Here is a 20,479-nt window from a genome sequence, read left to right on the forward strand (position 1 = left end):
GGAGAGGATCATGGAAAAGTTATTAGAAATTATGCAAGAATTGCGACAAAAATGCCCATGGGATCAACAACAAACACCTAATAGCTTGACTTGCTATGCGATTGAAGAAGCCTATGAGGTTGAAGCAGCGATTCGAGAGGGTGATCTAAATGAAATTCGCAACGAGTTAGGTGATTTATTATTACAAGTGGTTTTTCAATCCCAAATGTACAGTGAGCAAGGCGCATTTAACTTTCATGATGTGGTGGATGCAATTAGTGAGAAGTTAATTCGTCGTCATCCACATGTATTTCAAGCTGAAAAATATCAAAATTTAGATTCAGAACAAGTCAGTGAATTATGGAAAAAAATTAAGCAGCAAGAAAAACAAGGTAAGGCTCAATCTCGACTAGATGCTGTGAAACATGCGCCAGCTTTGGTACAGGCACATGAAATTCAAAAAAAAGCAGCGCAGTTGGGTTTTGATTTTGAAACAGTTGAAGATGCTTATGGGAAGTTAAATGAGGAATTAGAGGAATTGCAACAGGCGATAAAAACTCAAAAAACTGATGACATACAAGAAGAATTTGGAGATTGTCTATTTTCTTTAATTAACGTAGGACGTAAACTTGGCGTGTCGAGTGAGACCGCATTATTGGCAACGATTCATAAATTTAGAAGCCGATTTGCATACATTGAACAACAAGCACAAAGACAAAATAAAGACTTGCAAGAAATGAGTTTGGCAGAAATGGACGAACTTTGGGAGCAAGCAAAAAGACACTTAAAACTTCAGGGGAAATCCAATGAATTTGCCGCAACCACGCAGCAAACATAATCTTTTTCTATTCATCTTTTTATATTTAGGGTGTTTTTCATATGTAGATGCGCAGCCTTTTGATCAGTCCTATGAAAAATGGAAAGCGCAACAACAGGCACGTGATCAGCAATTGGCGAAGCAACCAAACAATAATTATTATTTATCAAGACCCACGGCACAACAAGGTTCAAAGCAAGTTTCATCTTCTGTAAACATTCAAGGAGATAAAATTAGTTTGAACCAAGCAAATTTACAGCAGCTACAAACGTTGAATGGCGTGGGTGAGAAAAAAGCTCAGGCAATTGTTGAATATCGCCAAAAGAATGGTGGTTTTAAAACGATAGATGAGTTGGTCAATGTAAAAGGAATTGGACCCAAATTGCTTGAGAAAAATAAAGCACGCTTAGGATTATAGGATAAAAATAAAGATGATATTGCAATTAAAACATACTGATCTGTTGAAACTTCAACAGAATAAATTGCCCTTTGAGTGTGTTAGAGCTATGATTAGCGACAAATTGTTATTTACGTCCTGACGTAGGAGACAGTGTCTTTTGCAAACTTTGCGTGCGTCAAAATGTGGTTTGTCCACAACCCAACTCCCTTCTTCAATATTAGATGTGATTGATAGCCTTACGAAAGCTGGCTATGAGGCATATATTGTAGGCGGCGGTGTTCGCGATATGATGTTAGGTCTTAATCCTAAGGATTTTGACGCTGTTACCAATGCAACACCAGCTCAAGTGAAAGAAGTTTTTGGTCGACGTTGCCGAATTATTGGTCGACGTTTCGAATTAGCACATGTTTATTCTGGTCGCGAACTGATTGAAGTCGCAACTTTCCGCGCTCCTCCCAAAAAAGCAGTCACCAGTGCTTCCGGTATGATCCTGCGAGATAATAATTGGGGAACAATTGAGCAAGATTTTGCGCGTCGAGATTTCTCAATTAATACTTTGTATTATCAACCGCGCCAAGCGATCGTGCTAGATTTTTGTCATGCAGTTGATGATATTAAAACGCGTACTTTGCGTTTTCTAGGTGAGCCTGCACAGCGGTTTGAAGAAGACCCTGTGAGAATGTTACGTGCCTTACGTTTTGCTGCGAAACTCAACTTCCAAATTGATCAATCGATTATTGATGTTTTTGATGTTGAAATGACGCAACTGTTACGTGACGTATCACCTCATCGATTATACGATGAGTCTCAAAAATTATTTACTATGGGACATCTTGCACGCGTTTTGCCGATGCTGATTGAGTTTGGGGTTTGGAAGCAATTATTTGCTGAAATTCCTCCAAATCTAACAGCCTTCATTGAACGTGCAGCTAAAAATACTGATCAACGAATTCAAATTGGTAAGACTATTAATCCCGCATTTTTTTATGCAGTATTGTTGTGGAAGCCTTTCTTAGAACGTTGTGACTTTTATTTAAATAAAGGTGTTGTTCCTGCTGAAGCACGTGCCCAAGCCGGTTTGGATGTATTGAAACGTCAAGCCACACGTACCATTATTCCCCGTTTTGCTGAAACTTTCATTCGTGAAGTATGGGAAATGCAAACCCGTTTGCTCAATCCAAAGCCACAGCAAATTGAAGCTTTGGCTGGACATGCACGTTTCCGTGCAGGCTTTGACTTCTTGTTGTTACGTGAGAAATCAGGTGATAGCAGTACCGAAGGCATGGGGATTTGGTGGGAAGCTTACCAAGAAATGTCAATCGATCAGAAAGAAGTCGCAATTCGTCAATACAACCGTCAACGTAGTAAAACACGTCGTAAGACAGTTGAAGTTGATGAGCCAAAGACCACTGAGATTGAGCCTTTGGTCAATGTCCCTGAGCCTAGAAGCCGCCGTGCCAAGAAAGAACGTGTTAGAGCAGATGAATCTTCGAGTCGTTTTATCGAAAAAGCGACTATGGGTTCTGGTCAAATTCATACGGATCACCCGATTCTCAAGCGTAAACGGGTACAGCGTGATTTAGCCCAAGTTGTTTTTGGACCAACACAATGACGACTCGTGCTTATATTGGTCTTGGTAGCAATTTAGGCGATTCACAACAGATTCTTAGCGAGGCTGTTGTGAAGCTGGCTAGTTTAGGTCCGGTAAAAGTTTCAAGACTTTATCAAAGTCCGCCAATGGGGCCGCAAGATCAGCCGAATTATTTAAATGCGGTTGTTCAACTCGATACCACACTTGCACCGCTTGCCCTATTAGATCAATTACAACAATTCGAGCAAGATGCAGGACGTATCCGTGCGCGACGTTGGGGCGAGCGAACGCTTGATTTGGATCTATTGATTTATGGCCAAGAGCAGATTCAAAATGAACGTTTGACCGTACCACATATTGGTATTTTAGAACGTGATTTTGTGATTGTTCCCTTATTGGATTTAGATGCTCATTTACAGTTGAATGGGTGTCGATTAAAAGATTTAGAACTGGTACAGCAGGCAAATTTAACTGTAATCGCAGACCAGTCTTGGGCAACCGCTTAAGATTGCTTTGTTCTAGAAACGCCGTAGAGGACATCATCATGATTAGTCTAAGTGACTTAAGAAAATTTAAAGCCGAAGGACGTAAGTTCTCATGTCTCACTTGTTACGATGCAAGTATGGCTAAAGCGATGGAATTGGCTGAAATTGATACGATTTTAATCGGTGATTCTCTAGGCATGGCAATTCAAGGTCGAGATTCTACGCTGCCTGTGACAGTTGAAGATATGGCTTACCATACGGCAGCTGTGCGCCGTGGCAATTCACATGCTTTAATTATGACTGATTTGCCATTTATGAGTTATGCGACGCTTGAAGATGGTCTAAAAAATGCCAAAGCCGTGATGCAAGTAGGCGCACAAATGGTCAAGATTGAAGGCGGTGCGTGGCTTAGTGAATTAGTCCAAGTCTTGACCCGTAATGGTATTCCTGTGTGTGTACATTTAGGTTTAACCCCACAATCGGTACATGTATTTGGTGGTTATAAACTTCAAGCGCGCACACGTGAAGCAGCAGATCAGTTGATTGCCGATTGCCAAGCTGTGGTTGATGCAGGTGCTGCGGTATTATTATTAGAGTGTGTTCCAGCTCAGTTAGGCAAAGAAATTGCTGAACTATTTCCTAATACTCCAGTGATTGGTATTGGTGCGGGCAATGAAACTGATGGACAGGTTTTGGTTGTACAAGACATGCTTGGTTTGACTTTTGGTCGCGTTGCACGTTTTGTGCGTAATTTTATGAAAGAACAAGCGGGGGAAACAGCAATTATAGATGCGTTTAAATCGTATCATGCTGCTGTTCAAGATCAGTCATTTCCAGCGAAAGAACATACTTTTCAAGTTGAGCTCTAACTCATGAAAACAGAAACAACAATACAAGGCTTAACTGCATCATTAGCACCAGCAAGAACAACAAAAAAATTAATTGGTTTTGTGCCAACTATGGGGAATTTGCATGAAGGTCATTTGACTTTGGTGCGCGCTGCAAAAAAAATCTGTGATGTTGTGGTGGTGAGTATTTTTGTCAACCCAATTCAGTTTGGTGCAGGCGAGGATTTTGATAGTTATCCACGTACTTTAGAACAAGATAGTCGTTTGTTAGCAGATGTAGGTTGCGATATTATTTTTGCCCCTTCTGTCGATCAAATGTATGGTAAACAGCCTCGTTTAACCAATATTCGTGTTAGTCAAATTACCAATGATTTATGTGGTCAATCACGACCTGGTCATTTTGATGGTGTTGCAGTTGTTGTAACCAAATTATTCAATATTGTACAACCAGACTATGCTTTTTTTGGGCAAAAAGATTATCAACAATTGGCTGTAATTCGTCAGTTGGTGCAGGATTTAAATATTCCATTAGAAGTCATCGGCGTACCAATTGTACGAGCAGCAGATGGTTTGGCTTTAAGTTCACGCAATGGTTATTTGTCAGAAGAGCAACGAAGTATTGCGCCAACAATTTATCAGTTGTTAAAACAAGCAGAAGTTGCATTGGGAGAGGGGCAATCACTTTCGCAAGTGTTAGCAAATATCTCAACGGAATTGACACAAGCTGGATTTGTTGTGGATTATGTAGAAGCACGTCAGCCTAACTTGCAACCAATTGAAGAGTTTGATCGCGATTTAGTTTTGTTTGTTGCGGCTAAATTGGGCTCGACACGTTTGATTGATAATTTACAAATTAACTTTAAAACATAAAATAAATTAAAGGGCGATATGCGATGAAGCGTATTCTTATCGTTACAGGACAATCAGGTTCAGGAAAATCATCTGCATTACAGGTGCTTGAAGATTTGGGCTATTATTGTATAGATAATTTACCTTTGGCATTGTTGCCTGAAATTGTAGCTAAACTGGATCATGAAAATAACTTAGAGCAGTTGGCATTAGGTGTGGATATTCGAAGTACTCGTGCGGATATGCAGGAGTTTGACCATGTTTTTGAGCAATTAAAAAAGCATGGTACTGTGGATATCATTTACTTAACCACGCAAGATCAAGATTTGGTTGCACGGTTTAGCTCTTCGCGTAGACCACACCCGTTGGCAAATCGTTTTAATAGCCTGTTGCAATGTATACAGGAAGAAAAGCAACTGCTGATTCCGATACAATTCCGCTCTACGGTGCATATTGATACGACAGGTAAAAGCGTCCATGATCTCAAACATATCTTGCTGTCTCGATTGGGGCAGTCTGATAAGTTGATTGTGATTCTACAATCATTTGGCTATAAACATGGCATTCCGCTTGATGCTGATTATGTGTTTGATGTGCGTCATTTACCGAATCCACATTGGGATTTAGAGTTGCGTCGTCTTTCAGGGTTGGATGATCCTGTATGTCAGTTTTTAGAAAGCAATCAACAAACCAATGAAATGTTTACCGATATTTATAACTTCTTGGAAAAATGGTTGCCTGCTTTTGCAGAAGGACATCGCCACTACATGACCATTTCAGTCGGGTGCACAGGTGGGCAACATCGTTCAGTTTATATCGTGGATAGACTCAAACGAGCTCTTAAGGCAAAATGGACTGTCCAAATCTTACATAGAGAAATGAAGCACTGGTCATGATAGACACAACAATTGATGTAATTAATAAACTCGGCTTACATGCGCGTGCATCTGGTAAACTGATTGAAGTGACAACCAAGTTTAGCTCTTCGATACAAATCGGCAAGGGTGATAAATTGGTTGATGCAAAAAATATTATGTCTTTGTTGATGTTAGGTGCTGGTAAAGGCACAACATTAAGATTGGTGATTGATGGTGCTGATGAAGAAAAAGCACTGGAAGAAATTCAAACGCTGTTCGCAGCAAAATTTTATGAGGCAGAGTAATAGTGGCACGTGGTACCCAACAACGTTATACAGATGAAGATTTTGAGTCATTAGAAGGGCGTGCGAGTAGAACCGAGCAAAAAAAAGCTGTGCAACGTATGGCTGCTTTAGGTGAGCAATTGGCTCAACTCAATCCAAAGCAAATTCAAAAGCTTCCTGTCGATGAGCGTTTGATTGATGCATTACTTGAAGTGCAAAAAATCAGTTCATTTGAAGCACGTCGTCGTCAGTTTCAACGTGTTGGTAAGTTATTGCGTAATGAAAATGAAACCACGATTTTATCTTATTTGACACCGCAGCAAGGTGCTAAAAAACAAATGCAATTGATGCGTTGGGTAGATCGAATGATTGATCAAGGTGACCCAATCATTAATGAGTTTAGTAAAGTTTTTAATGCTTCTGAACGCCATACTTTACGTCAGCATGTTTTGCGCATTCATCGAGATATCAAACAGCAGGTGAGTGAAGAAGATCTTGCAGCATCCAAGCTTAAATTTGTGAACTATGTACAGCAAGTCGCCTTGTTATCTGATCAAGGCTAAAGCCAAAAAGAAGTTTCCTCGGAAACTTCTTTTTATTTTGGGGTATTAACTTTCAAATGAGCCATCTGCTCGTTGTTTTGCCCATTCTCTTAAAATAAATTTCTGTAATTTCCCTGTTGATGTTTTTGGAATCTCAGTAATGACGACATCTTTGGGAACTTTAAAGCGAGCCAGTTCTTTTTGGCAATGTGCAATGATGTCTTCGGCGGATGCAGATGCACCTTGTTTTAGTTCAATAAAAGCACAAGGCACTTCTTGCCAACGTTCATCAGGTTTTGCGACCACTGCGGCGGTGAGTACAGCAGGGTGGCGGTAAAGTACATCTTCGACTTCGAGCGATGAAATATTTTCGCCACCTGAAATGATAATATCTTTAGAGCGATCAGTAATTTTGGCATAACCATCAGGATGGCAAACGGCTAGATCTCCTGTATGAAACCAACCACCTTTAAAAGCTTCTTCAGTCGCTTGTGGATTTTTGAGATAACCTTTCATCACGATATTGCCACGGAACATAATTTCGCCCATGGTTTGCCCATCATTCGGTACGGGTTGCATCGTTTCAGGATCAAGTACCCGCATGCTGTCTTGGAGCGGGTAAGGAACACCTTGACGAGAGTGTAGTTGTGCTTGTTCTTGAATAGATAAGTCACTCCATCCTGCTTGCGAAGCACATAATGCCGATGGGCCATACGTTTCCGTCAAACCATAGACATGGTTAACATTGATTCCAAGATGACGCATACCTTCAATAATCGCAACGGGTGGGGCAGCACCAGCAACCATGACTTCAACATGGTGGTTGAAAGCTGTTTTTTGTTCTGGTGACGTGTTAATTAACATGGATAAGACAATTGGCGCACCGCAGAAATAATCGACTTTGTGTTCAGCGATGTATTGAAAGATGAGAACGGGGTCAACTCGACGTAAGCAAATATTGGTGCCGCCACTGGCTGCAATTGACCATGCAAAACACCAACCATTACAGTGAAATAGCGGCAGTGTCCATAGATAAACTGCACGAGGTTTCATACCACATGCCAAGATGTTACTGGCTGCATTCAGATAAGCGCCGCGATGGTGATAAACCACACCTTTCGGATTACCTGTTGTGCCTGAGGTGTAATTTAAACTAATTGCATCCCATTCATCTTGTGGAAGTAGCCAGTCAAACTCAGAATCACCTTCAGCCAACCACGATTCATATTCATATTGCCCAAGTGCAATTTGCTCACCTTCATATTCCTGATCAAATACATCAATCACAATAATGTCTTGAGAGATGAGTGTTAAGGCTTCTGCTGCAAGTTGTCGAAATTCAGGATCGACTAAAAGGACTTTGGACTCGGCATGAGCTAACATAAAAGCAATGGTTTTGGCATCGAGGCGAGTATTCAGCGTATTGAGTACTGCACCTGCCATTGGTACAGCAAAATGTGCTTCAATCATTGCAGGTACATTCGGCAAGAGTACCGAAACGGTATCATTCTTTTGAATTCCTAACAGAGTGAGTTGATGTGCAAACTGGCGGCAACGTTGATAGCTTTGTTGCCATGTGATTTGACGCTCCCCATGAATAATTGCGGCTTGGTGTGGATAAATATAAGCAGCACGTTCTAAATAACGTAAAGGCGATAAGGCAACGAAATTTGCAGGGGTTCTCGGTAATTCATCATATGCACTAACCATGTGTTTGCTCCATTTGTGTTTTTTTCATTTATATCTATATCAACATAGTGTGTCATTCAGTCTAAATCATTTAGGCTTTAGTCGGAGATGAAGCCTAATCAATCTAGGTTTTTATGATTCAAAGGTTTCATCCTCAACTAAACCTGTGTAAAATCTTGAATACTTTTTTATCCGCCGTTTTTTATCTTTTGAGGTTCGCCTCAATACATAATCTCGCGGTGATATGCTCCTTCGTATAGGGCATCACTCCTTAAGGATTTTATTATGCCAATTATTACTTTGCCAAATGGCGATCAAAAACACTTTGATCAAGCCGTATCTGTGATGGACGTTGCATTAAGCATTGGTCCGGGTCTTGCGAAAAATACCGTAGCAGGTCGTGTTAATGATCGTTTAGTCGATGCTTCAGACTTGATTACCGAAGATGCAACTGTGCAAATTATCACGCCTAAAGATGAAGAAGGCGTAGAAATTATTCGTCACTCTTGCGCACATCTCGTTGGTCACGCTGTTAAGCAGCTGTTTCCAGAAGCAAAAATGGTAATTGGTCCAGTCATTGAAGAAGGTTTCTACTATGACATCTGGATGCCACGTCCTTTTACTTTAGATGATATGGCAGCGATTGAAGAGCGTATGAAAAAGCTCATCGATCAAGATTATGATGTCATCAAAAAAATGACACCACGTGATGAGGTGATTGCAGAATTCACAGCACGTGGCGAAGAATACAAATTGCGCTTGATCGCAGACATGCCGAATGAAACACAAATGGGCTTGTACTACCATCAAGATTATTTGGATATGTGCCGTGGTCCGCACGTACCAAACACTAAATTCTTAAAATCATTCAAGCTTACAAAAATCTCTGGTGCTTACTGGCGTGGTGATGCGAAGAATGAACAGCTTCAACGTATCTATGGTACGGCTTGGGCTGATAAAAAGCAGTTAGCTGCGTATATCAAACGTATTGAAGAAGCTGAAAAGCGTGACCATCGTAAAATTGGTAAAGCGTTAGATTTGTTCCATATGCAAGAAGAAGCACCAGGTATGGTGTTCTGGCATCCAAATGGTTGGACAATCTACCAAGTGCTTGAACAATACATGCGTAAAGTTCAGCAGGACAATGGCTACCTAGAGATTAAAACGCCGCAAATCGTAGACTTTACGCTTTGGGAAAAATCTGGTCATGCAGCAAACTACGCAGACAACATGTTTACGACTCATTCAGAAAGTCGTAACTATGCAGTTAAGCCAATGAACTGCCCATGTCATGTACAGGTCTTCAACCAAGGTTTGAAATCTTACCGTGACTTACCGATTCGTTTAGCTGAATTTGGTTCTTGTCACCGTAATGAGCCATCAGGTTCTTTACACGGGATTATGCGTGTTCGTGGCTTTACTCAAGATGATGCACATATTTTCTGTACCAAAGAACAAATTGGTAAAGAAGTTGCAGACTTTATTAAACTGACTTTAGATGTTTATAAAGACTTTGGCTTTGAAGAAGTGCAAATGAAGCTATCTACACGTCCTGAAAAGCGTGTCGGTGATGATGCACTTTGGGATTTAGCTGAAAAATCTTTGGCGGATGCTTTAGATGATGCAGGCTTGGCGTGGGATTTACAACCTGGTGAAGGTGCATTCTATGGTCCTAAGATTGAATTTTCACTGAAAGACTGTTTAGGTCGTGTATGGCAGTGCGGTACAATTCAATGTGACTTCAACTTACCAATTCGTTTAGATGCATCTTATGTGACTGAAGAGAATGATCGCGATCAACCAGTCATGCTTCATCGTGCAATTCTTGGCAGTTTTGAGCGTTTTATTGGTATACTAATTGAACACTATGCGGGCTTTATGCCACCTTGGTTAACGCCAATCCAAGCGTGTGTCATGAATATCACTGATTCACAAGCAGAAGCATGTGAACAAGTGGTTGCAAAACTCAAGGAAAGTGGTCTTCGTGCTATTTCTGACTTGAGAAATGAAAAAATCGGATTTAAGATTCGTGAGCGTACCCTAGAGCGTATTCCTTACCTTTTAGTTCTTGGTGATCGAGAAGTTGAAGAAGGTACTGTTAATGTGCGTACTCGCTCAGGAAAAAATTTAGGTACTATGTCGGTAGATGCGTTTATTGACTTAGTGAAATCTGCCGTTGCCGAACGTGGCCGGTACATTGTGGAGTAATAAAGATTAAACAGCCTGACCGTAACCAGCAACAAGGTGCTAAAAGTAACCGTCCTGCAATTAACGAAGAGATCCGTGCGAAAGAAGTACGCCTCGTCGCTGCAGATGGGGAACAAAAAGGTGTTGTTTCATTAACTGAAGCATTACGTGCTGCTGAAGAAGCTAATCTTGACCTTGTTGAGATTGTTGCTAATGCAGAACCGCCTGTTTGTAAAATCATGGACTACAACAAGCACTTATTTGACTTGAAACAAAAGCAAAAAGATGCGAAGAAAAAACAGCATCAAGTGCAAGTGAAAGAAATCAAGTTACGTCCTGCAACGGACGTAGGTGATTACCAAGTAAAATTGCGTGCAATTTTACGTTTCCTTGAAGAGGGAAATAAGGTCAAAATCACCTTGCGTTTCCGTGGTCGTGAGATGGCACATCAACAGCTTGGTTTGGCTCAATTACAAAAAATTGAAGCTGACGTTGCTGAGTTTGGCGTAGTTGAACAAGCGCCGAAGATGGAAGGTCGTCAGATGGGCATGTTACTTGGTCCAAAAAAGAAAAAGTAATTTTTCTTTAAGAAAGCACCGCAAGCAGCGGTGCTTTTTTATGTCAAAAAATCATGTATTGATTGACTTAGACGTTTATAAGTGTCGCTAACAGGTACTTAAAATGAAACATGTTAAACCACGATTAATTAAATGAATTCATAAATGTAAGTTATGTTTGCAATTGGTATGTTTGATTCATTTGTTTGTAGATCAGTCTCAATGGTAATCATATAGGGCATAGGTTGTTTGAATAAAATGGAAAGAATTTTTGAGGAGAATAACTGTGATTCTCACAACATTTTCTTTGAAAACATGGTTTTATTGTTTGTTTTTGTGCTTGTTTGCTGATCAGTATTGAATAAATATGCTATAACGAGATAACCGTCATGAGAAAGGTGAATAGGATAATAAATGATTGACTTATATTATTGGGGTACACCCAACGGCCATAAAATAACAATTGCCTTAGAAGAAATGGGGCTTGAATATCAGATATTCCCAATCAATATTTTGGAAAATGATCAATTTCAACCAGATTTTCTAAAAATTTCTCCCAATAATAAAATTCCAGCGATTGTTGACCAAATTGGTCCACGAGGTGAACCGATTTCTGTATTTGAATCAGGTGCGATCCTACAATATTTAGGTCGGAAGACTGGATTATTCTATCCTACGGATGAACAAGAGCGAGTAGAAGTTGAACAATGGTTAATGTGGCAAATGGGTGGGTTTGGTCCAATGCTTGGTCAGAATCACCATTTTAATAAATTTGCACCTGAACGAATTCCGTATGCGATTGAACGTTATATCAATGAAACTAAACGCCTTTACACTGTTTTAAATAAACAATTGATTGGTCAGAAGTTTGTGGCGGGTGAGTATTCAATTGCGGATATGGCAATCTTGCCTTGGGCATTGCGTTATGAATGGCAAGGCATTCAACTTCAAGATTATCCGTATGTACAAGATTATATTGAACGTTTAACTGCTCGTCCTGCGATACAAAAAGCTTTGTCGATCCAAGTCTAATTTTTCTATAGTGTCTAAGTTCGCCTCATGAGTTATTGGTTGTTGTTTATATCTGCTTTTGGGGCTGCGACATTATTACCTTTACAGTCGGAAGCAGTATTAATAACCTTATTGATACAAGGGTTTTCTAATCCTCTTTATCTGATCTTTGTTGCAACCATTGGAAATGTCTTGGGTTCATGTGTGAACTGGTGGTTAGGAATGAAAATTGAACATTTTAAAGATAAAAAATGGTTTCCTGTTTCTGGACGGCGTTTAGAGCAGGCTCAACAGATTTATCATAAATATGGTTTTTATTCACTTCTACTGAGTTGGACACCTGTGATTGGTGATCCAATTACCCTGATCGCAGGTTTGATGAAGGAAAATTTTTGGCGATTCTTATTGGTTGTCACCATCGCCAAAGGTGGTCGTTATCTCACTTTATATGCTTTATATCTAGGAATTTTTTAAAAATAAGGGAAAGATTTAGCCTTTCCCAAAATACTTAATGATCAGTACCTTTAGTAATATCGACTTTAAATAAATCGCTGGTTTTAAACCAACTGTAAGTTACAACTGCAAGCGTCATACAACCACCAAATATAGTTGCGGTGATTGTCCCAAGATATTTAGCTGCAAGACCAGATTCAAACGCGCCGAGTTCATTACTCGATGAAACGAACATACCATTCACTGCTGCAACTCGACCTCGCATATTTTCAGGCGGGAAAATTTGCAATACAGTTTGGCGAATTACCACTGAAACACTGTCACATGCACCAGTCATCATCAGTGCAAACAGTGACAGCCATATGTTATTTGAAAAAGCGAATAAAATTGTAAAAATACCAAAACCAGCCACTGCCAAGAGCATATTTCGCCAAGCGTGGTGCATAGGCGGGAACTTGGTCAGGGCAATCATAGTAATCAGTGCGCCGATTGAAGGGGCGGCGCGTAGATAACCTAAACCTTCAGGGCCAACCTTTAAGATTTCTTCGGCAAAAATGGGTAACAGAGCAATCACACCACCAAAGAGTACCGATACCAAGTCTAGTGAAATTGCCCACAAAACAATTTTGGTTTTCCAAATAAAGCGGAAACCATCGGTCAGGCTTTGTAAGACATTCTCAGTTTCCATTTTGGGGAATATTCGTTTCTGTAAGGAATTAATCAAAATAAAGCAGATCGCCAATAATGCGGATACTGCAAAAAGGCTCGTTTCACGTCCCAGAAATGCCAACATAAAGCCACCCAACATTGGCCCGATAATGACACCACTTTGCCAGCCGATCGTGGTCCAAGTGGCACCATTTGCATACAGTTCGCGTGGAATTAAAAAGGGTTTGAGTGAGGTTGCTGATGGATTGTAAAAACCTCGAATAGTACCCAAGGCAAATATGACAGCATAAATGCCCCAAGAAAGTGCGCTAATACCAATTTTTTCTAAGCCATGTAAATGGAACAATGCCCAAAGAACCAAAGGTAAAGGAATGGAAAAGAATAAACAGACCTTCATAATGCTTTGTTTATTCAGTTTATCTGCAAAATAGCCACCCCATAAAGAAAGCGTGATAAATGGGATTGCTTCAGAGAGACCAATAAAACCTAAGGTTAGGGGGTCACGAGTGATTTGATAGAGTGAATAAGCAACAATAATTTCCTGAATTAAAATTGCCAGTGTTAAGCAAAATTGATTCAAGGTCACAATAGAGAAATCTCGATACCGTAACGCGGCGAATGCGTCATTCTGAATATTCATAAGAATAAAGATTTAATAATTTGATTCTATTATAGGCGCTGATTTTGTGGATTTTTCTCATAATTTGAGAATTGGTTATGGAAAATAACGTTTGAGAAAAATAAAGTAGTTGCTGTTAAAAAATGAGCATTTTACTTTTGTTTTAAAGGCAGATGCTATATGATACTGCCTTCCTTACCTGCAGGTCGATTTGCAATAGTGCAAACGAGCCGAACAGGTGCCCAAAAGAGGTTACTATGGCTAAGTTAAAAACTCGCCGTGGTGCAGCTAAACGCTTTAAAGCGACTGCAAACGGTTTCAAGCGCAAACAAGCATTCAAGCGCCACATTTTGACCAAAAAATCTGCTAAGCGTATCCGTCAATTGCGCGGTTGTGTAATGGTTCACGTAAGTGACGTTGCATCAGTTCGTGCTATGTGCCCATACATCTAAGGAGATTATAAATGGCTCGTGTAAAACGTGGTGTAGTGGCTCATCGCCGTCACAAAAAAATTCTTGCTCGCGCTAAAGGTTACTATGGTGCTCGTTCACGCGTTTACCGCGTAGCGTTCCAAGCGGTAATCAAAGCTGGTCAATACGCTTACCGTGACCGCCGTCAAAAGAAACGTCAATTCCGTGCTTTATGGATTGCGCGTATCAATGCTGGTGCTCGTCTTAACGGTTTGTCTTACAGCCGTATGATCGATGGCTTGAAAAAAGCTCAAGTGATCATCGACCGTCGCGTATTAGCTGACATCGCTATGCATGATGCAGTTGCATTTGCTGCTTTAGCTGAAAAAGCTAAAGGTGCATTAGCTGCATAAGCTTAGAGATTCAAAGAAGACCGCTTTTTAGCGGTCTTTTTTATTTTTAGAACATTCATTTTAAACAATAGATAATAAGCAGAGATAAATGATGCAAGATGAAATTTTTTTAAATGATTTAATTGAAAAAACTAAACAATGTCACCAGTTCAAATATTTATATTTTTGGGGACATACTCCAAAGCAAGCCAATCTTGTTGATAAAAGTTGTTTGAGTCAGTGGTTTCCATCGCCATTTAAACAGGATGGAATTGAATATCTCACGGCTGAACATTATATGATGGCGCAAAAAGCGAAACTCTTTCATGATGATGAGATATTTAATCAAATTTTGAAGGTCACACATCCAAATGAGGCAAAGCAACTTGGTCGAAAAGTGCAGAACTACGATGAACAAGTGTGGTTAGAAAAACGCTTTGATATTGTGGTGGAAGCCAATCTAGCTAAATTTTCACAGCATCCTGAACTAAGCGATTTCTTAATAACGACGAAGGATCGTATTCTTGTTGAGGCATCACCCGTTGATAGAATTTGGGGTATTGGTATGGCGCAAGACCATGAACAGATTCAAGATCCGAAACAATGGAAAGGCCTAAACCTACTTGGTTTTGCACTCATGCAGGTTCGGTCTCAATTTCTGGTTCAGTAGTATTGAGCCTTTGGGAAGAAGCTATACTCAGATTTATTGTATAGCCCTTATATAAGTCTGTTCAAACATGCTGATGTTATGACGATAGAATTTGAGCCATCATCTGAATCTGATTTTATCAACATCTATGAATATGACTGAGCGTTTGATGGGAGTTATAGCCCAAAATAATAAGCAACTAGACAAATAATCACGGTTAATATAATCAATTTAATTACGCCAGACGCACCTACTTTATGATGGGGAGACTTATCAATCTGATGTGGAATTTCCATGGTTCGGTCAATGATTTCAGGTTCTTCTGCCGTAAGTTGAGCCGTTTGGTAGTGATTTGCGGTTTTTACAATCAGCTTTGCAAATAAGTCATCAGTTTTTTGTGAAAAATTACGGAGATTGATCTGTTCTTCAGGGCTAATTAACTCACCTGTAGCCGTATAAGGATGCTTTCTTTGTTGTTCTAAATAATCAGTTAATGCTTGTGTGCGATGTAATAAACGATGCGCACAGTCCGCAGGATAATCGGTTGGAATGAGTGCAAGCTGTTTGCTTGAAATAGCTGTTGGATTAATCTCGTAGCCGTAAAAAGGAAAGTCTTGTTGTTCAGGTTCTAAAAAGTCTTCAGTATATTTATGATTGAATAACTCTCGTTCTAAGAAAACGGCAATCGCATTCCAATTTACCTTCTGTAAGTCTGCATCAACTTTTTTTGCGAATTTATCATTCAACTCATAACGCCAAAAGCTTTCTTCGCGGAGCGTTGTGCATTGAGAAAGTGGGGCTTCAAACTCATTATCACTGTTGTACCACTCTGCAAGTTCAAGTCCACAAATCCATGCGGTTTTTTTATTGCCTTGATGGCTCACAATAAAATGCGCAAAAGGAAGCAGCTCTACGTTAGCATTTGGATTTTGCTCATCATTAAGTACGCTAGATAAATGCAGGCTGAGTTTTTTAACGCCTTGTTTTTTTAGGCCTTCAAGCCAAATCTGGAAATGTTGTGCCAATAGATGTTGAGACAGTAAGTCTCTAAAAATCAGTCGATTTTGATTGAAAATTGGATGTTCAATCCAACGGCTAAAATTGAGTTCACCTGCAAGAAACTCATTGCCATAAGTCACTAATGTAAGCTGTTGTTTCCAGATTTGATCAAGCGCCATCGTTATTCTTTCTCATTGACGATATCGGTATCTTATACATTTTATTCAATTGTTGAGTAATTTTCAGAAATTTTAGTTGATCTGCTTAGGTATCTTGTTGTTTTATTTTTGCATCTATATTTTCAAAAGTACGCTATTTAAACCGCTGTTTATTTTCATCAAACTTGTAAAAAGCTGATAAACTATAGCGTTTTATTATATTTCTATATTTTGTTGCTTTGAGAGTTACTATGTCACTGGAAGCCCTGACCACTGAAGCGCTTGCTGCCATTGCAGCGGCTCAAGACCTTGCTGCACTCGATCAAGTCCGTGTGCAATTTACAGGGAAAAAAAGCCAGCTTGCAGAGCAGTCGAAAGCACTTGGAAAAATGGATCCTGAAGAACGAAAAGTACAAGGTGCTGCCATCCATGCTGTTCGTGAAGCAATCAATGCAGCTTTGACCGAGCGTCAACAGTCATTACAACAAGCTGAACTTGCAAAAAAATTAGCAAGTGAAACCATTGATATTACTTTACCGGGCCGCGGTCAGCGCATGGGAAGTATTCATCCTGTTACTCAAGTACAAGAGCGTATTTGCCAATTCTTTACTAAAGCGGGTTTCCAAATTGCTCATGGTCCAGAAGTTGAAGATGATTATCACAACTTTGAAGCCTTAAATATTCCGGGACATCACCCAGCCCGTGCGATGCATGACACTTTCTACTTTGATGCAACGCATTTGCTTCGTACCCATACTTCGGGTGTGCAAATTCGAACCATGGAAACCAGTCAGCCGCCAATTCGTATCGTGTGTCCTGGCCGTGTTTATCGTTGTGACTCAGATCAAACCCATTCGCCAATGTTCCATCAGATCGAAGGTTTGTACGTTGCTGAAAATACCAGCTTTGCTGAGTTAAAAGGTTTATTGATTAACCTACTCAATGAGTTCTTTGAAAAAGATTTAAAAGTACGTTTCCGTCCATCTTACTTTCCATTTACAGAGCCAAGTGCAGAAGTGGATATTATGGATGAACGTGGCCGTTGGTTAGAAGTTTTAGGCTGTGGCATGGTGCATCCAAATGTATTGCGTGCTGCAGGAATTGATCCTGATAAATACAAAGGCTTTGCCTTTGGTCTAGGGGTAGAACGTTTTGCAATGTTGCGTTATGGCATTAATGATTTGCGTATGTTCTACCAAAATGACGTGCGTTTCTTACGCCAATTTGCCTAAACAGTTTTTCAGGATTAAAGAAGGTTTATACAAATGAAAATTAGTGAAAATTGGTTACGCAGCTGGGTAAATCCAGCAATTGATAGCGATACATTGTCTGATCAATTGACTATGTTGGGTTTGGAAGTTGATGAGTTAGCGCCTGTAGCAAAACCGTTTAGCGGTGTGGTTGTTGGTGAAGTCCTTACGGTTGAACAACATCCAGATGCAGATCGTTTACGTGTGACCACGATTAATATTGGTTCAGGTGATGCTTTACAGATTGTTTGTGGTGCGCCAAATGTTCGTGTAGGCATGAAAGCACCTGTTGCAACGATCGGTGCGGTATTACCAGGCGATTTCAAAATTAAAAAAGGCAAGCTCCGTGGTGTTGAATCACAAGGTATGCTCTGTGGTGCTTCTGAAATTGATTTAGAAGACAAAATTGATGGTTTGTTAGAGTTGCCTGCTGATGCACCAGTGGGAATGAATATTCGTGAATATTTAAAACTTGATGACAATGTGATTGACATCAGTATCACGCCAAACCGTGGTGACTGCTTTAGTATCCGCGGGATTGCCCGTGAAATCGCGGTGATTAACCAGCTTGAAGTGAATGAGCCGAAGATTCAGGCCATTGCAGCAAATATTGCTGATGAGAAAGTGGTCAGCATCAATACAGAAGGTACACCACGTTATTTAGGTCGTATCGTTAAAAATGTCAATGTGAAAGCGCCAACCCCTGAATGGATGGAACAGGCATTGACACGCTCAGGCATTCGTACCCATAGTATTTTGGTGGATATTACCAACTATGTGTTACTTGAACTCGGCCAACCGATGCATGCTTTTGATTTGGCAAAAATCGAAGGTTCGATTCAAGTGCGCCAAGCGCGACCACAAGAAAAACTGACTTTGCTCAACGATCAAGAAGTTGAATTGCAAGATGACATCATGGTCATTGCCGATGATCAAAAACTATTGGCGATTGCAGGGATTATGGGTGGGTTGGATTCATCGGTAACTGATGAAACTCAAGATATCTTCCTTGAAAGCGCATTCTTTGCACCTTTAGCTATTGCAGGACGTGCTCGTCGTTTTGGTTTGCATACTGACTCATCACAGCGCTACGAACGTGGTGTAGACTTTGAATTGCCAATGATCGCCATGCACCGTGCTTCTGAGCTGATTCAAGCCTTTGCTGGTGGTGAGTTTGGTCCAATTACGGTTGCTGAGCAAGAGGCTTTATTGCCGAAGCGTGAAGCGATTGCATTAAAACAAGCACAAGTAGACCAATTGTTGGGCTATCCAGTTGCTGGTGATTTTATTGCGGATGCGTTAACACGGTTGGGCTGTGTGGTGGAAACCAAAGCTGAAGGAGAGTGGAGTGTTGTCCCACCATCACATCGTTATGATATGGCAATCTATCAAGACCTGATTGAAGAAGTTGCACGTATTCACGGCTATGACAATATTCAAATCAGTTTGCCAAAAATTGATGTGCAATTAGAAAAGTATCAAGACCGTTTTGAAGTTGCACAATTACGTCAAACTGTTGCGACATTGGGTTATCAAGAAGCGATTAGCTTTAGCTTTGCTGATGCAAAACTTGAAAAGCAGTTGAATCCAAATGTACAACCATTAATGCTTGCCAATCCAATTTCAAGTGATTTGGCAGCAATGCGTAGTACCTTGTTATCGAGTTTGATTCCTTGTGTACAGCACAATCTCAATCGTCAACAGCAGCGTGTACGTTTCTTTGAGTTGGGCTTGCGTTTTGATTATCAGAATGCGCAAAGTATTCATGATCTTCAGCAAATTCCAACTTTGGCACTGATTGCCGTTGGTTCTCGTACACCAGAATCTTGGCATGTGAAACCTCAAGCAATGGATTTCTTTGATTTCAAAGGTGAGATTGAGGAGGTTTTAGCTGCGGGTCGTGTGAATGTTGAATTTGTTCGTACTGAACGTGCGTGGCTACATCCAGGTCAATCAGCTGAAATTCTAGTCAATGGACAATCGATTGGTTATCTCGGTCGCTTACATCCATCTTTGGAAAATGAACTTGATTTAGGCATAACTTGGGTTGCTGAGCTAGATCAACAGGCGGTTTTGCAATCTTATGTATCTAATTTTACAGAATTATCACGTTTTCCATCGGTTAGACGTGATATTGCGCTTTTAATCTCTGATAATATTGAGGTAAGAGATATTCAGCGATTAATTGAGCAAACTGGTGGAGAGTTACTCGACTCTACATGGTTGTTCGATGTGTATACGGGGCAAGGGGTTGAACAAGGCAAGCGCTCTTTGGCTTTTGCAGTGTTGTGGCAACACCCAACTCGTACGCTTGAAGATGCTGAAATTAAATCTGGTATGGATAACATTATTCAAGTGTTGGAAGACACTTACCAAGCGACATTGAGGGCCTCATGACAGCATTAACAAAAGCAGAGATGGCGGACCATTTAAGTGAGCTTACTAGCTTAAATCGCCGTGAAGCAAAACAGATGGTCGAGCTATTTTTTGATGAAATTAGCCAAGCATTAATTGCGGGTGAACAAGTCAAACTTTCTGGTTTCGGTAATTTTGAATTACGTGATAAACGTGAACGTCCAGGACGCAATCCAAAAACGGGTGAAGAAATTCCGATTTCTGCCCGCCGAGTGGTTACGTTTAGAGCAGGTCAAAAATTTAGACAGCGCGTTGGAAATGAGCAGATCGATTGATCTGCTTTTTTATAGTGATATTTTTATTTGATTAAAAATCTAGCCGTAAAAAAAGAGAACCTATAAAGGTTCTCTTTTTGATAATCTAAAAATA

Annotated in this window: 22 protein-coding genes; 19 read left to right on the forward strand and 3 right to left on the reverse strand. The window is 40.3% G+C overall.

Going from position 1 to position 20,479, the window contains the following annotated elements; genetic code table 11:
• The first annotated feature begins 10 nt into the window (after window positions 1–10).
• The 9 genes from mazG to yjgA all read left to right on the forward strand — a co-directional run bounded on the left by mazG (window position 11) and on the right by yjgA (window position 6,673).
• Complete coding sequence (gene mazG, locus ACN19N_RS02655) at window positions 11–817, forward strand: nucleoside triphosphate pyrophosphohydrolase (RefSeq protein WP_420001916.1); 807 nt, start codon at window positions 11–13, stop codon at window positions 815–817.
• Entirely contained in the window at window positions 786–1,214 is a 429-nt protein-coding gene (locus ACN19N_RS02660) for a ComEA family DNA-binding protein (protein WP_420001917.1), read from the forward strand. Before mazG ends, ACN19N_RS02660 begins: the two co-directional genes overlap by 32 nt.
• 139 nt (window positions 1,215–1,353) lie before the next feature.
• Entirely contained in the window at window positions 1,354–2,808 is a 1,455-nt protein-coding gene (gene pcnB, locus ACN19N_RS02665; protein WP_420001918.1) for a polynucleotide adenylyltransferase PcnB, read from the forward strand.
• Complete coding sequence (gene folK / locus ACN19N_RS02670; protein WP_269229611.1) at window positions 2,805–3,293, forward strand: 2-amino-4-hydroxy-6-hydroxymethyldihydropteridine diphosphokinase; 489 nt, start codon at window positions 2,805–2,807, stop codon at window positions 3,291–3,293. The genes pcnB and folK overlap by 4 nt, the downstream gene beginning before the upstream one ends.
• Before the next feature lie 38 nt (window positions 3,294–3,331).
• The gene (gene panB, locus ACN19N_RS02675) at window positions 3,332–4,141 is read left to right on the forward strand and encodes a 3-methyl-2-oxobutanoate hydroxymethyltransferase (protein ID WP_269229612.1); all 810 of its coding nucleotides are present in this window, start codon (window positions 3,332–3,334) and stop codon (window positions 4,139–4,141) included.
• A gap of 3 nt (window positions 4,142–4,144) precedes the next feature.
• Window positions 4,145–4,990, forward strand: coding sequence for a pantoate--beta-alanine ligase (gene panC / locus ACN19N_RS02680; RefSeq protein WP_269229613.1), 846 nt, complete (start codon window positions 4,145–4,147; stop codon window positions 4,988–4,990).
• Between the two features lie 23 nt (window positions 4,991–5,013).
• Window positions 5,014–5,865, forward strand: a complete 852-nt coding sequence (gene rapZ / locus ACN19N_RS02685; protein ID WP_269229614.1) for an RNase adapter RapZ — start codon at window positions 5,014–5,016, stop codon at window positions 5,863–5,865.
• Entirely contained in the window at window positions 5,862–6,131 is a 270-nt protein-coding gene (locus ACN19N_RS02690; protein WP_087545614.1) for an HPr family phosphocarrier protein, read from the forward strand. The genes rapZ and ACN19N_RS02690 overlap by 4 nt, the downstream gene beginning before the upstream one ends.
• Window positions 6,132–6,133: 2 nt before the next feature.
• Window positions 6,134–6,673, forward strand: coding sequence for a ribosome biogenesis factor YjgA (yjgA, locus tag ACN19N_RS02695; RefSeq protein ID WP_269229615.1), 540 nt, complete (start codon window positions 6,134–6,136; stop codon window positions 6,671–6,673).
• A 45-nt stretch (window positions 6,674–6,718) separates the two neighbouring features.
• On the opposite strand, the gene ACN19N_RS02700 is transcribed toward yjgA, so the two are convergent.
• A complete protein-coding gene (locus tag ACN19N_RS02700) occupies window positions 6,719–8,362 on the reverse strand; it encodes an acyl-CoA synthetase (protein ID WP_420001919.1) in 1,644 nt (547 codons plus the stop codon).
• Between the two features lie 264 nt (window positions 8,363–8,626).
• Here ACN19N_RS02700 and thrS point away from each other — a divergent pair, with 264 nt between their 5' ends.
• From thrS to ACN19N_RS02720, 4 genes are all read left to right on the forward strand, one after another.
• A complete protein-coding gene (gene thrS, locus ACN19N_RS02705; RefSeq protein ID WP_420001920.1) occupies window positions 8,627–10,549 on the forward strand; it encodes a threonine--tRNA ligase in 1,923 nt (640 codons plus the stop codon).
• Window positions 10,550–10,554: 5 nt separating this feature from the next.
• Entirely contained in the window at window positions 10,555–11,106 is a 552-nt protein-coding gene (gene infC, locus ACN19N_RS02710; RefSeq protein WP_081399795.1) for a translation initiation factor IF-3, read from the forward strand.
• A gap of 393 nt (window positions 11,107–11,499) precedes the next feature.
• The gene (locus tag ACN19N_RS02715) at window positions 11,500–12,117 is read left to right on the forward strand and encodes a glutathione S-transferase N-terminal domain-containing protein (protein WP_420001921.1); all 618 of its coding nucleotides are present in this window, start codon (window positions 11,500–11,502) and stop codon (window positions 12,115–12,117) included.
• A gap of 27 nt (window positions 12,118–12,144) precedes the next feature.
• Window positions 12,145–12,570 (forward strand): YqaA family protein, encoded by a 426-nt coding sequence (locus ACN19N_RS02720; protein ID WP_269229618.1) that lies wholly within the window; start codon window positions 12,145–12,147, stop codon window positions 12,568–12,570.
• 34 nt (window positions 12,571–12,604) lie between these two features.
• Here ACN19N_RS02720 and ACN19N_RS02725 read toward each other — a convergent pair whose 3' ends face one another.
• Complete coding sequence (locus ACN19N_RS02725; protein WP_420001922.1) at window positions 12,605–13,858, reverse strand: MFS transporter; 1,254 nt, start codon at window positions 13,856–13,858, stop codon at window positions 12,605–12,607.
• Window positions 13,859–14,094: 236 nt separating this feature from the next.
• Between ACN19N_RS02725 and rpmI the strand changes: the two genes are divergently transcribed.
• The 3 genes from rpmI to ACN19N_RS02740 all read left to right on the forward strand — a co-directional run bounded on the left by rpmI (window position 14,095) and on the right by ACN19N_RS02740 (window position 15,309).
• Entirely contained in the window at window positions 14,095–14,289 is a 195-nt protein-coding gene (gene rpmI, locus ACN19N_RS02730) for a 50S ribosomal protein L35 (RefSeq protein WP_004637967.1), read from the forward strand.
• A gap of 11 nt (window positions 14,290–14,300) precedes the next feature.
• Window positions 14,301–14,660, forward strand: a complete 360-nt coding sequence (rplT, locus tag ACN19N_RS02735; RefSeq protein WP_004664213.1) for a 50S ribosomal protein L20 — start codon at window positions 14,301–14,303, stop codon at window positions 14,658–14,660.
• Window positions 14,661–14,751: 91 nt separating this feature from the next.
• Window positions 14,752–15,309: an NADAR family protein gene (locus ACN19N_RS02740; protein ID WP_420002350.1), complete on the forward strand. Its 558-nt coding sequence runs from the start codon at window positions 14,752–14,754 to the stop codon at window positions 15,307–15,309.
• A gap of 155 nt (window positions 15,310–15,464) precedes the next feature.
• On the opposite strand, the gene ACN19N_RS02745 is transcribed toward ACN19N_RS02740, so the two are convergent.
• On the reverse strand, window positions 15,465–16,466 hold the full coding sequence (locus ACN19N_RS02745) for a hypothetical protein (protein WP_420001923.1): 1,002 nt from the start codon (window positions 16,464–16,466) through the stop codon (window positions 15,465–15,467).
• Window positions 16,467–16,696: 230 nt separating this feature from the next.
• Between ACN19N_RS02745 and pheS the strand changes: the two genes are divergently transcribed.
• Genes pheS through ACN19N_RS02760 form a run of 3 tightly spaced genes read left to right on the forward strand, consistent with a single transcriptional unit; the run spans window position 16,697 to window position 20,385 of the window.
• Window positions 16,697–17,677: a phenylalanine--tRNA ligase subunit alpha gene (pheS, locus tag ACN19N_RS02750; protein WP_420001924.1), complete on the forward strand. Its 981-nt coding sequence runs from the start codon at window positions 16,697–16,699 to the stop codon at window positions 17,675–17,677.
• 33 nt (window positions 17,678–17,710) lie between these two features.
• A complete protein-coding gene (gene pheT, locus ACN19N_RS02755; RefSeq protein ID WP_420001925.1) occupies window positions 17,711–20,092 on the forward strand; it encodes a phenylalanine--tRNA ligase subunit beta in 2,382 nt (793 codons plus the stop codon).
• A complete protein-coding gene (locus ACN19N_RS02760) occupies window positions 20,089–20,385 on the forward strand; it encodes an integration host factor subunit alpha (RefSeq protein WP_004664224.1) in 297 nt (98 codons plus the stop codon). The genes pheT and ACN19N_RS02760 overlap by 4 nt, the downstream gene beginning before the upstream one ends.
• Window positions 20,386–20,479 lie beyond the last annotated feature (94 nt).

This window comes from Acinetobacter sp. LF10 (assembly GCF_048585715.1).
Taxonomy (GTDB): Bacteria; Pseudomonadota; Gammaproteobacteria; order Pseudomonadales; family Moraxellaceae; genus Acinetobacter.